We start from the raw sequence: 13164 nt of genomic DNA on the forward strand, positions 1-13164 counted from the left end.
AAAACACTCATTCCCCCTTTCTCCTCCAAAATATGGTATAGTAGAAATATACTATCTATGAGGAGTTTACATGTCACAGGATAAACAAATGAAAGCTGTTTCTCCCCTTCTACAGCAAGTTATCAATATCTCATCAATTGTCGGTGGGATTGGGAGTTTGATTTTCTGTATTTGGGCTTATCAGGCTGGGATTTTACAGTCTAAGGAGACCCTCTCTGCCTTTATCCAGCAGGCAGGTATCTGGGGGCCACCTCTCTTTATTTTTTTACAGATTTTACAAACGGTCGTCCCTATCATTCCTGGGGCCTTGACCTCTGTGGCTGGCGTCTTTATCTACGGCCACATCATCGGTACGATCTACAACTATATCGGCATCGTGATTGGCTGTGCCATTATCTTTTATCTGGTGCGACTCTATGGAGCTGCCTTTGTCCAGTCTGTCGTCAGCAAGCGCACCTATGACAAGTATATCGGTTGGTTAGATAAGGGCAATCGTTTTGACCGTTTCTTTATCTTTATGATGATTTGGCCCATTAGTCCAGCTGACTTTCTCTGTATGCTGGCTGCCCTGACCAAGATGACCTTCAAACGCTATATGATTATCATCATTCTGACCAAGCCCTTTACCCTCGTGGTTTATACCTACGGTCTGACCTATATTATCGACTTCTTCTGGCAAATGCTTTGACACATAAAAAATCCGTTTGGTTTCCCAAGCGGATTTTGTGCTTTATTTTGAAACTTCTTTTGCAAGAACAAAGTTTCCAAGAGTAGCAGAACCATTTCCTGCTACCGCTGGCGTTACAATGTAATCACGCACATCTGGTACTGGTAGGTAACCATTGAGAAGAGATGTAAATTTCTCACGGACACGGTCCAGCATGTGTTGTTGAGCCATGACTCCTCCACCAAAGACAATCACGTCTGGGCGGAAAGTCACTGTCGCATTGACCGCAGCTTGAGCGATATAGTAGGCTTGGACATCCCAAACAGGGTTATTGAGTTCAATATTTTCCCCACGTACACCTGTACGAGCTTCCAAACTTGGACCAGCTGCATAGCCTTCCAAACATCCCTTATGGAAAGGACAAACACCCTTAAACTCTTTTTCAATATCCATTGGGTGTCTAGCCACATAGTAATGACCCATTTCAGGATGACCCACACCGCCGATAAACTCACCACGTTGGATAACACCTGCACCGATACCTGTACCGATTGTGTAGTAAACCAAGTTTTCGATACGACCACCAGCATTGTTACGGGCAACCACTTCACCGTAAGCAGAGCTGTTTACGTCTGTTGTGAAGTACATTGGCACGTTGAGGGCGCGACGAAGGGCACCAAGCAAGTCCACATTTGCCCAGTTTGGTTTTGGGGTCGTTGTGATAAAGCCATAAGTTTTTGAGTTTTTATCAATATCAATCGGACCAAATGAACCGACTGCAAGACCAGCAAGATTATCGAATTTTGAGAAGAACTCGATGGTTTTATCGATTGTTTCGATTGGAGTTGTTGTTGGAAATTGTGTTTTTTCTACAACGTTAAAGTTTTCATCACCGACAGCACAAACAAACTTTGTACCGCCCGCTTCCAAGCTTCCATATAATTTTGTCATGATAAACCTCTTGTTTTTATTTTCTTTATTATAGCATATTTCGAAAGGCTAAATTTCTCTATTTTTTAGATTTTCCTCTGTAAATCTTACCATTCAAGCAAAAACGAACAAACATGTCATTTGTTCGTTTTCATTTAGCTAGGAAAGATTAGGCTTTCACTTCGATAAGAGCATCCCCCTTCGCAACTGAACCTGTTGCGACTGGAGCTACTGAAGAGAAATCAGCTGTGTTTGTAACGATAACCATTGTTGTATCATCAAGACCAGCTGCAGCGATTTTGTTTGAATCAAATGTTCCAAGAACATCGCCAGCTTTTACCTTGTCACCTTGAGCAACTTTTGCTTCGAAACCTTCACCATTCATTGTTACAGTGTCGATACCAACGTGGATCAAGACTTCAGCACCATTAGTTGTTTTCAAACCAAAAGCGTGTCCTGTTGGAAATGCAATTGAAACTTCAGCATCAGCAGGTGCATAGACCACACCTTGACTTGGTTTCACAGCGATACCTTGTCCCATAGCACCACTTGAAAAAACAGGGTCATTAACATCAGCAAGAGCTACAACATCACCAACGATAGGAGTTACAAGTGTTTCATTTTGAAGAGCTGCTGGAATGTTACCAGTTGTTTCTTCTTGGACCAAACGTTCTGTCTCTACTTCAGTAGCAACTTCTTTTTCATCCTCATAACCAAACATGTAAGTAAGAGCAAAACCAAGTGCAAATGATACAGCTACCATAAGAAGGTATAGTGGAAGTTGTCCATTACCTGCATAAAGCATTGTACCAGGGATGATAGTGATACCACTACCAGTACCAGCAAGTCCAAGGATTGAAGCCAATCCACCACCGATTGCACCAGCAATCAATGAAAGGAAGAATGGTTTACGGAAACGCAAGTTCACCCCGAAGATAGCAGGCTCTGTAATACCGAGGAAGGCAGAAAGAGCAGCTGGGAAAGCAAGTGTTTTCAGTTTTGGATTTTTAGTTTTAACACCAACCGCAACAGTCGCAGCACCTTGGGCTGTCATAGCCGCAGTGATGATCGCGTTGAATGGATTAGCATGGTCAGCAGCAAGCAATTGCACTTCAAGCAAGTTGAAGATGTGGTGCACACCTGACACGACAATCAATTGGTGAACCCCACCAATCAAGAAACCACCAAGACCAAATGGCAAGCCAAGAATTGCTTTTGTACCAATAAGGATGTAGTTTTCAACAACGTGGAAAACTGGTCCGATAACAAAGAGTCCAAGGATAGACATGACCAAAAGTGTCACGAATGGTGTTACCAAGAGGTCAATGACATCTGGAACAACCTTGCGGACAGCTTTTTCAAATTTAGCTCCGACAACCCCGATGATGAAGGCTGGAAGAACAGAACCTTGCAAACCAACAACAGGGATGAAACCAAAGAAGTTCATAGCTGTTACTTCACCACCTGAAGCGACTGCCCAAGCGTTTGGAAGTGAGCCAGAAACAAGCATCATACCAAGAACGATACCAACGGCAGGATTTCCACCAAATACACGGAAGGTTGACCACACAACCAAACCTGGCAAGATGATAAAGGCTGTATCTGTCAAGATTTGAGTGTAAGTTGCAAAGTCACCTGGAAGTGGCATTTCAAGAGCGTTGAAAAGACCACGCACACCCATAAAGAGACCTGTCGCTACGATAACTGGGATGATTGGAACAAAAACGTCACCGAAAGTACGGATAGCACGTTGGAACCAGTTCCCTTGTTTCGCAGCTTCTGCTTTCATGTCATCTTTAGATGATGTTGGCAAACCAAGCGCAACAACTTCATCGTACATTTTGTTTACTGTACCAGTACCAAAGATGATTTGGTATTGACCTGAGTTAAAGAAAGCACCTTGAACTTTTTCCAAGTTCTCAATCACTTCTTTATTGATTTTTCCTTCATCTTTGACCATGACACGAAGACGAGTCGCACAGTGAGCTACACTGTTGACATTTTCACGTCCGCCCAAGGCATCGATGACTTTTTTTGCAATTTCCTGATTGTTCATTTGCAAAAATCTCCTTATATAAAATTTTGTTATTGTTTGAAAGCGATTTTATTCGCCCTACGACTATTATTTTATCATGTTTTAGAAATATGTCAAGCGTTTTGCAGAAAAAATATTCTATCCACTTAGTAAGCTCGCTTTAGATTGATTGATTTTGACTGTTTTAGCAGGAATTCCTTAAAAAACAAGTTTGAAATCTTAGTTAAAAGGCTTTTGTTTCATTATCTTTCATATTTTCTTGAAAAGTTGATTAATTTCCTGCTTTAAATTTATGATAAACGTTTAACAGTTTTTTCTCTTTTTTAACATAAAAGGCTTGCATTTTTTATCGAAAACGGTTACTATTAAATGTGATAAGATTTTTGGAGGAATGAATGAATGGAATGGACTACTGAGCGTCGTTACAGACTTTATCAAGATTGGACGCAAGAAGAAATTCAAAATATAAAAGAAAATATGGCACAATCTCCATGGCATACTCATTACCATGTTGAGCCAAAAACAGGACTTCTCAACGACCCAAATGGCTTTTCTTACTTTGATGGCAAGTGGATCCTCTTTTACCAGAATTTTCCTTTTGGTGCAGCCCACGGTTTGAAATCTTGGGCACAGCTAGAAAGTGATGATTTGATTCACTTTAGAGAAACTGGAATCAAAGTTTTACCAGATACTCCATTAGATAGCCATGGTGCCTACTCTGGTTCTGCCATGCAGTTTGGCGATAACTTGTTCCTATTTTATACAGGAAATGTTCGTAATGAAAACTGGATCCGTCACCCATACCAGATTGGGGCTTTGATGGACAAGGATGGCAAGATTACAAAGATTGACAAGATTTTGATTGACCAACCAGCAGACTCTACTGACCACTTCCGCGACCCGCAAATTTTTAACTTTAAGGGGCAATATTATGCTATCGTTGGTGGACAGGACTTGAAGAAAAAAGGCTTCGTCCGTCTCTACAAGGCTGTTGACAACGACTACACAAACTGGCAAGCTGTTGGCGATCTTGACTTTGCTAACGACCGCACTGCCTACATGATGGAATGCCCAAATCTGGTCTTTGTAGGGGAACAACCTGTCCTTCTCTACTGCCCACAAGGATTGGATAAGAAGGTTCTAGACTACGATAATATCTTTCCAAATATGTATAAGATTGGGGCTTCCTTTGACCCTGAAAATGCTAAAATGGTAGATGTATCTCAACTTCAAAACATGGACTATGGTTTCGAAGCCTATGCAACTCAAGCCTTCAACGCTCCTGATGGACGTGCTCTAGCTGTTAGCTGGCTTGGCTTGCCTGATGTTTCATATCCATCTGACCGTTTTGACCACCAAGGAACCTTCTCTTTGGTCAAGGAACTCACTATCAAAGACGGCAAACTTTATCAATACCCAGTCGCAGCTATCAAGGACCTTCGTGCTACTGAAGAAGCCTTCTCAAACCGTGCCCAAACCAAGAACACTTACGAACTCGAACTCAACTTGGAAGCCAATAGCCAGAGCGAGATTGTCTTACTTGCTAACAAAGAAGGGAAGGGACTTTCAATCAACTTTGACCTTGTAAATGGTCAAGTAACAGTGGATCGTAGTCAGGCTGGAGAACAGTATGCCCAAGAATTTGGAACTACACGTTCTTGCCCTATCGACAATCAAGCTACTACTGCTACAATCTTCATCGATAACTCTGTCTTTGAAATTTTCATCAATAAAGGAGAAAAAGTATTTTCTGGTCGTGTCTTCCCACATGCGGACCAAAATGGGATCCTCATCAAATCTGGAAACCCAACTGGAACTTACTATGAATTAGATTATGGTCGCAAAACTAACTGATGTCGCCAAACTTGCAGGCGTCAGCCCTACTACCGTTTCTCGGGTTATCAACAAAAAAGGGTATTTATCAGAGAAAACCATTCAAAAGGTTAATGAAGCCATGCGAGAATTGGGCTATAAACCCAACAACCTAGCTCGTAGTCTGCAAGGAAAATCAGCTAAGTTAATCGGCTTGATTTTCCCAAATATTTCCAACGTTTTCTATGCAGAATTGATTGATAAATTGGAACACCAACTCTTCAAAAATGGTTACAAGACCATCATCTGCAACAGTGAACATGATTCTGAGAAGGAACGTGAATACATTGAAATGTTGGAAGCCAATCAGGTGGACGGCATCATTTCTGGTAGTCACAACCTAGGAATTGAAGACTACAATCGCGTGACAGCGCCGATTATTTCCTTTGACCGAAACTTGTCACCAGACATTCCTGTCGTTTCCTCTGACAACTATGCTGGTGGTATTCTGGCTGCCCAGACCTTGGTTAAGACAGGCGCCCAGTCTATCATCATGATTACAGGGAATGACAATTCTAACTCGCCAACTGGACTACGCCACGCTGGTTTTGCTTCCATACTCCCAAAAGCTCCTATTATCAATGTTTCAAGCGACTTTTCTCCTGTCAGAAAAGAAATGGAAATCAAGAATATCTTGACTCGTCAAAAACCAGATGCCATTTTTGCTTCAGATGATTTGACTGCTATTCTAGTCATTAAAATTGCTCAAGAACTGGGAATCTCTGTCCCAGAAGATCTCAAAGTCATCGGCTATGATGGGACTTACTTTATCGAGAATTACTACCCTCATTTAACAACGATTAAGCAACCTATGCAAGAGATTGCTCAACTCACTGTTGACCTCCTATTACAAAAGATCGAAGGCAAGGAAGTCGCAACAACCGGTTACTTCTTACCAGTCACCCTATTACCAGGAAAAAGTATTTAATACTCTTCGAAAATCTCTTCAAACCACGTCAGCGTCGCCTTACCGTAGATATGGTTACTGACTTCGTCAGTTCTATCCACAACCTCAAAACAGTGTTTTGAGCTGGCTTCGTCAGTCTTATCTACAACCTCAAAGCAGTGCTTTGAGCAACTTGCGGCTAGCTTCTTAGTTTGCTCTTTGATTTTCATTGAGTATAAGCACAAGAAAACTCAGACAGAATTCGTCTGAGTTTTTTATAATCTTAAATTTTCGAGATAGCGCTGGGCTGTCTCTAGGTTAAAGGTTTTATCTGCGATAAGTTGCTCGACTAGGGGAGCGACTTCAGACTCACTGGCACCTGCTAGGAGTGCTAAGGATTTGGCCTGCAATTTCATGTGCCCTTGCTGAATCCCTGTGCTCACCAAGGCTTTGAGGGCAGCAAAATTTTGGGCAAGACCGATAGACACGATAATCTGGGCTAATTCTTTGGCAGAAGGATTTCCCAGTAATTCATGACTGAGCGCTACACGGGGGTTGAGGCCGATAGAGCCACCCTTGGTCGCTACAGGCATAGGAAGAGTCATTTGACCAACCAATTCTTCTGTCTCCAAGTCTAGACGCCAAGAGCTAAGACCTTGGTAATGTCCATCTCGACTGGCAAAGGCATGGGCCCCTGCCTCAATGGCACGCCAGTCATTACCAGTGGCTATTAAAATGGCATCTATACCATTAAAAATCCCTTTATTATGAGTAGCAGCTCGATAAGGATCAGCCTTCGCAAACTGACTAGCCAAGGCTATCTTCTCTGCAATTTCTCGTCCTTGATCCTTTTGGCGGCTCAAGTAACGAAAGGCGATGCGACAGTTTGCAGTCACTAGAGAATCGGTCGCGTAATTAGACAGAATTCCCATGAGACTCTGTCCCTGGCTGAGTTCTTCTAAGACTGGTTTCAAGGCTTCCAGCATGGTGTTGAGCATATTGGCTCCCATGGCTTCCTGGGTATCGACATGAAGATAAACGACTAGAAAGTCTGTTTCGTTTTTGAGCTGTTCTACATGTAAATCACGCGCCCCGCCTCCACGTTTGACGATAGAAGGATAGGCTTGATTGGCAAGTTCCAAGAGTTCGGCTTTCTTGCTGGCAATTTTCTCTTGCGCTTGTTTAGGATTAGCAACTTGATAAAGAGCTACCTGCCCAATCATCTGGCGCTCATGGACTTGAGCAGTAAAACCGCCTGCACGCTTGATGATTTTACTTGCATAGCTGGCCGCAGCAACCACAGAGGGTTCTTCCGTCACATAGGGAACTGTGTATTCCTGACCGTTAACGAGAACCTCTGGGACCAGCGAATAAGGCAGAGAAAAAGTCCCCACTACATTCTCACTCAGCTGGTCTGCAACAGTCACACTCATCTGTTCATCCTTCTCCAGACTCGCTTGCCTCTCAGGACTAAGGAGCGCCTGAGTTTGCAACAACTCAAGGCGCTCTTGGTATGATTTTTTAGAAAATCCATTCCAACTTATCTTCATTATTTTTCAACCTTGCTATAACGGCGTTGGTGGTCGATAATTTCAACCAAGGCAAAATCTTGATTTTCATAGCCAGCAAACTGGGCAGAGTTTGTTTCATCCAAGTCAACTTCTTCAAAGAAAACTTTTTCATAGTCTGCAACAGACAAGGCAGTCCGTTGGTTGAGCTTGTTCAAACGGTCTTTATCCAGATAAGCTTCATATCCTTCAACCAATTCACCACTGAAGAACTCAGCCACAGCCCCGCTTCCATAACTATAAAGGGCGATTTTATCCCCAGCTTTCAAGCTATCTGTATTTTCCAAGAGAGACAAAAGTCCAAGGAAAAGCGAACCTGTGTAGATATTCCCCACCTTTTGACTGTAGAGAATAGACTGATCAAAATGCTTTTGCAAGAGGTCTTTTTTCTCCTGAGGCAAGTTCTTATCCATGATTTTTTTCAAGCCTTTTAGCGCTAATTTAGGATAAGGCAAGTGGAAGCAAACCGCCGCAAAATCATCCAAAGTAAGCTGGTAGCGTTTTTGGTATTCAAGCCAAGTCGTTTTCAAACTATCCAAGTATTGCTGGGTAGAATAAACACCATTTACATAAGGGGTTGTTGAGTAATTTGGTCGCCAGAAATCCATGATGTCACGGGTCTGAGCCACATTGTCATTATTAAAGGCCATCATGCGCGGATTTTGTGTAATCAACATGGCCACACTGCCGGCACCTTGAGTGGGTTCTCCTGGAGTTTCAATACCATATTTGGCAATATCACTGGCAATGACCAAGACCTTGGACTCTGGAGAATTTTCCACATGCAATTTGGCATAATGAAGGGCAGCTGTCGCTCCATAGCAGGCTTCTTTAATCTCGAAACTACGAGCAAAGGGCTGAACGCCCAGCAAACCATGTACAAAGACGGCTGCAGCCTTACTTTGGTCAATTCCTGACTCAGTCGCCACAATGACCATATCAATCTCTGCTCTTTCTTGCTCAGTTAAAATAGAATCACTTGCACTGGCTGCCAAGGTCACGATATCCTCAGTTAGAGGCGCAATACTCAATTCCTTGAGTAAGAGTCCTTTGCTTAATTTTTCAGGGTCAATTCCCCTCGCTTCTGCTAAGTCTTGTAATTTCAAGACATATTGACTGGTCGCAAAACCAATCTTATCAATACCGATTGTCATATTTACCTCTGTTTTATCATTCATGTAAAAAATCGTTCTATACTATTTTATCACAAATGGCAGTAAAAGAGAGAAAAAAGACTTGATTCACCAAATCAAGTCCCTTATGAATCTAACTTTTATACTGTTTTCGTAAGTGAGAATACAGTCTGAGAATCACTGTTCCACTAGCCATTCCAATGGAAATCACCAAAGCCAACATAACAACCAAGGTTGCACTAGCAATGGCATGACTGTAATCTCCCGTCACAAAAAAGGCAGTTGTCCGATAGGAGAGATAACCCGGAACCAGAGGTGCCAAAATGGCCAAGATAAAGACCACAGCAGGTGTCTTATAAAGAATACTTAAAATCTGGCTGACACAAGAACCGATAATGGCGGCAATAAAAGTAGCCACAATAACATTGGTCGGTTCTTTGAGCAAAAGATAGATTAGCCAGACAGCCATGCCCAAAATCCCTCCAGGTAAGAGCATAGAGCGTTGCACATTGAGTACGATTAGAAAGGTAATAATAGCAAGAAGACTTGCTATTGCTTGTAATAAAAAGGTTGTTAGTGTCATATTAATTCATCAATACCAAGGCGACAGAAGTTCCCGCCCCTAAAGCAAGGGTAATGAGCAGGGATTCAAACATCTTGCTCATACCAGAGTTTATGTGGTTAGTCATAATATCACGGACCGCATTGGTCAAGGCAATTCCTGGTACAAACGGCATGACCGCACCAGCTATAATCAAATCTGCTGTCGAAGGAAAGCCTGTGTAGCGAGCCCAAAACTGAGCAATCATCCCAAAGACGAAGGCCCCAGCAAAGGCTGTTACAAAAGGAATTCGGATAAACTTTTCCACATAGAGGGAAAAAGCAAAACCAAATAAGGTAGCCACTCCTGCCCCGAGTGCGTCGTAGATATTTCCACTAAACATAACCGAAAAGAAAGGAGCACTAAAGGTCGCAGCCAGAGTCACCTGCAACTTGGTATAAGGAAGGGGTTGGGCTTGCAAAGCAGTCAATTGCTTGAAGGCTGTTTCTAAATCAATCTGCCCCCCAACCAGCTGACGAGAAATCTGGTTGACATCGCAGACTTTTTCGATGTTATAAGAAGAGGAGGTCACGCGTTTCATTCGCGAAATATTGGTATTTTCAATGGAAAAAAAGATGGCAGCAGGCATGGCAAGAACATTGCAATCCACAATCCCCTGCGAATGCGCAATACGAATCATGGTATCTTCTACGCGATGAATCTCTGAACCACTTTTGAGAAGAATGGTTCCTGCTAGCATAATCACATCAATAACGGCATTTAATTCTTTTGATTCTTCCATGCTTGCCTCCTTTTATCAACTCCCTCTATTCTATCACAAATCCGGACTCAAAAAAATCTTTGCCATGAAATCATGACAAAGATTCGTTTAATCACGAGAATTTTCGTGGTTCCCTTCACTACTTGATTGAGTCGTAGCAGGTGCATTCCCTCGTTGATTTCCTTGTTGGTTCCCCTGACTTGGTGTCGTAGTAGAACCTTGGTTTCCACGTTGGGCTGGTGCTGATGATGACGTTGACGGTGGTGTTTTTGGTTTGTAGATTGAAATCTTGACACGCGTCTTAGTCAAATCAACCTTTTCGCCTGCTTTTGGACTTTGCTCTACAACAGTCCCATCAGCAGTTCCATCAGGAGCTGTCGACACTTCTACAACTTCAATATTGGCTTCCTTAATCCCAACAATTTGAACAAGATTATTTTTAGTAAATTCAAGACTAGATCCTTTATAACTTGGCATAGAAACGCTGGTTACTTTCTTAGCAACGGTTAAGGTAATCGTTGAGGCCTTGCTCAAATCATAGGTTGTTCCAGCAGCTGGACTCTGTCTGAGAACAGTTCCTGCTTCGCTCTCACTTGATTCCTCTTCCTCAATTTTAATGAGATTTTCAGGAACCTTCTTCTGCTTGAGTTCTGCTATAACATCTGTCGATTTACGGCCGATATAGTTACTCAATTGGAAAGATTGCTTGCCTGATGAAACAACCAAATTGATTTTCGAACCTTCTTTTCGAGTCTTTCCAGCTTCAGGATCTGTACGGATAATCCGCCCTTCTTCCACCTTTTCACTAGCCTCTGATTTCTCCTCGCCAATCTCAAAATTGGCTTTCTTGAGCGTTTCCTTGGCCTCCGCAACTGTCTGACCTGCCACATCTGGAATGGCAATGGTTGCAGGAGTTCTGGATAGTATCCAAATAAGAGAAGCTGCCACCAATACAATGCTGGCCAACAAAATCATATAACGAACTCTAAATTTCCGTTTCTTAACAGGCTTGCTTGCGTAATTGTCTTCTGAAACCTGCTGACTCGGTTTCGCAGTCTGTGGCTTCGGACTTTGTGTTTGCACCTTAGGAATCGAAGTCAAGGTACTCTGGGATACTTTTGGTAGAGTCTTGGTGTCCGCCTTAGTAGTATCATTAAATACCAGTTTAGGTTCATTACGACGATTGTAAGACAAGCTACTAGACAAGTCCACATACATCTCTGCAACTGACTGATAACGATCTGTCAATTTCTTGGCAGTTGCCTTGATAACAACATTCTCCAAAGCCTGAGGCACAGATGGATTTTCATCAATAACTGACGGCAGTGGTTTCTGGAAATGCTGAAGAGCGATGGTCACCGCGCTATCCCCGTCATAAGGGATATGGCCTGTCAACATCTCATAGAAAATAATCCCCATGGCATAGATATCACTCTGTACAGTCGCCTTAGAACCACGCGCCTGCTCTGGTGACAAGTAATGAACCGAACCCAGCATAGAGTTAGTCTGAGTCAGACTTGTCTCTGCAAAAGCGACCGCAATCCCAAAGTCTGTGACCTTGGCAGTCCCATCTGGTGTCAAAAGGATATTTTGAGGTTTCAAGTCCCTGTGAACAATTCCTCGAGTATGGGCCAAACGCATAGCTAGGAGGATTTGTCCCATAATACGGACTGCTTCTTCATTAGAAAGAGGATAGTGTTCCTTGATATAGCGTTTGAGGTCTAGTCCAGCAACATACTCCATTGCAAGATACTGTTGACCGTCTTCCTCACCAATATCTGTTATCCGAACGATATGAGGATGGTCTAGATCTGCCATAGCTCTCGCTTCACGCTGAAAACGAGCTACAGCTATCGGGTCCGTCTGGTAGTTGGTCCTCAGGACCTTCACTGCCACTTCTTCTCCGTCTAGAATTAAATCCTTGGCCAAATAGACATCTGCCATGCCTCCTCGGCCAATCTGTTTCACAATCCGATAGCGTCCGGCAAAAATCTTGCCGATTTGGATCATTCTGCATCCTCCTCGTTCATAGAAACAAGGGCAACCGTAATGTTGTCTAAACCTCCTGCATTGTTAGCAAAACGCACAAGCGTCGCTGTTTTATCTGCCAAAGGAATATCACTGGTTACAATATCACAAATCTCACTGCCTGAGATCATGTTGGTCAAACCATCACTATTGAGCAAGAGATAGTCACCTGGCTCAAGGGTAATCATTCCAAAATCAGGTTGAACTTCATCTTTTTGACCGATTGACTGGGTAATAATATTTTTCTGTGGATGGCTAGCAGCTTCTTCAGGTGTCAATTGACCAGCCTTGAGCAATTCATTGACCAAGGAATGGTCGCTCGTCAACTGGTGGTACTCTTCTCCACGAATCAAACCGATACGAGAATCTCCAATATGAGCATAGATAGCCTGATTGCCAATAATAGCAACAGCTTCTAGAGTTGTTCCCATTCCTTTATAGGCATCATCTTGTCCAAGTTGATGAATCTTTTGATTTTCAATTTCTAGGTAATTGGCGAACCATTCACGCACTTCATTGACTGTATCGATCTGGGTATCAACCCAAGCTATACCTAGGTCTGTTACCGCCATTTCACTAGCGATATTCCCTGCGCGATGACCTCCCATCCCATCAGCTAAAATAATCATAGTACGTCCAGCTCTATTGACATAGTGGTTGACATAGTCTTGATTATTTGTTCGTTTCTGACCAACATCTGTTAATAATGAAATTTCCATGTGT

12 protein-coding genes are annotated in these 13164 nt (G+C 42.7%); 3 read left to right on the forward strand and 9 right to left on the reverse strand.

Translation table 11 applies throughout. The annotated features are described in order from the left end of the window. Positions 1-70 precede the first annotated feature (70 nt). Positions 71-688, forward strand: coding sequence for a TVP38/TMEM64 family protein (locus SK608_RS07815; protein ID WP_033677985.1), 618 nt, complete (start codon positions 71-73; stop codon positions 686-688). A 42-nt stretch (positions 689-730) separates the two neighbouring features. On the opposite strand, the gene scrK is transcribed toward SK608_RS07815, so the two are convergent. Then, positions 731-1618: a fructokinase ScrK gene (scrK, locus tag SK608_RS07820; protein ID WP_000164310.1), complete on the reverse strand. Its 888-nt coding sequence runs from the start codon at positions 1616-1618 to the stop codon at positions 731-733. 148 nt (positions 1619-1766) lie between these two features. Further along, positions 1767-3653, reverse strand: a complete 1887-nt coding sequence (locus SK608_RS07825; protein WP_033677987.1) for a sucrose-specific PTS transporter subunit IIBC — start codon at positions 3651-3653, stop codon at positions 1767-1769. Positions 3654-4031: 378 nt separating this feature from the next. On the opposite strand from SK608_RS07825, the gene SK608_RS07830 reads away from it, so the two are divergent. Both SK608_RS07830 and SK608_RS07835 read left to right on the forward strand, forming a co-directional pair. Continuing rightward, on the forward strand, positions 4032-5486 hold the full coding sequence (locus SK608_RS07830) for a sucrose-6-phosphate hydrolase (protein WP_033677989.1): 1455 nt from the start codon (positions 4032-4034) through the stop codon (positions 5484-5486). Next, the gene (locus SK608_RS07835) at positions 5467-6432 is read left to right on the forward strand and encodes a LacI family DNA-binding transcriptional regulator (RefSeq protein ID WP_033677991.1); all 966 of its coding nucleotides are present in this window, start codon (positions 5467-5469) and stop codon (positions 6430-6432) included. The genes SK608_RS07830 and SK608_RS07835 overlap by 20 nt, the downstream gene beginning before the upstream one ends. Here SK608_RS07835 and SK608_RS11775 read toward each other — a convergent pair. The 7 genes from SK608_RS11775 to SK608_RS07870 all read right to left on the reverse strand — a co-directional run bounded on the left by SK608_RS11775 (position 6429) and on the right by SK608_RS07870 (position 13160). After that, a complete protein-coding gene (locus tag SK608_RS11775) occupies positions 6429-6620 on the reverse strand; it encodes a hypothetical protein (protein WP_033677993.1) in 192 nt (63 codons plus the stop codon). The genes SK608_RS07835 and SK608_RS11775 overlap by 4 nt on opposite strands. A gap of 45 nt (positions 6621-6665) precedes the next feature. Further along, entirely contained in the window at positions 6666-7940 is a 1275-nt protein-coding gene (locus SK608_RS07845; RefSeq protein WP_033677994.1) for a hydroxymethylglutaryl-CoA reductase, degradative, read from the reverse strand. Continuing rightward, positions 7940-9112, reverse strand: coding sequence for a hydroxymethylglutaryl-CoA synthase (locus SK608_RS07850; RefSeq protein ID WP_033677995.1), 1173 nt, complete (start codon positions 9110-9112; stop codon positions 7940-7942). Before SK608_RS07850 ends, SK608_RS07845 begins: the two co-directional genes overlap by 1 nt. Positions 9113-9224: 112 nt before the next feature. Next, positions 9225-9674, reverse strand: a complete 450-nt coding sequence (locus SK608_RS07855) for a threonine/serine exporter family protein (RefSeq protein ID WP_033677998.1) — start codon at positions 9672-9674, stop codon at positions 9225-9227. 1 nt (position 9675) lies between these two features. Further along, a complete protein-coding gene (locus SK608_RS07860; RefSeq protein ID WP_033677999.1) occupies positions 9676-10434 on the reverse strand; it encodes a threonine/serine exporter family protein in 759 nt (252 codons plus the stop codon). Positions 10435-10521: 87 nt separating this feature from the next. Continuing rightward, positions 10522-12423, reverse strand: coding sequence for a Stk1 family PASTA domain-containing Ser/Thr kinase (gene pknB, locus SK608_RS07865; RefSeq protein ID WP_033678001.1), 1902 nt, complete (start codon positions 12421-12423; stop codon positions 10522-10524). Continuing rightward, complete coding sequence (locus tag SK608_RS07870; protein WP_000406242.1) at positions 12420-13160, reverse strand: Stp1/IreP family PP2C-type Ser/Thr phosphatase; 741 nt, start codon at positions 13158-13160, stop codon at positions 12420-12422. Before SK608_RS07870 ends, pknB begins: the two co-directional genes overlap by 4 nt. Positions 13161-13164 lie beyond the last annotated feature (4 nt).

Origin of the sequence: Streptococcus mitis subsp. hohhotensis, assembly GCF_000722775.1 — a bacterium.
GTDB classification, from domain to species: domain Bacteria; phylum Bacillota; class Bacilli; order Lactobacillales; family Streptococcaceae; genus Streptococcus; species Streptococcus carlssonii.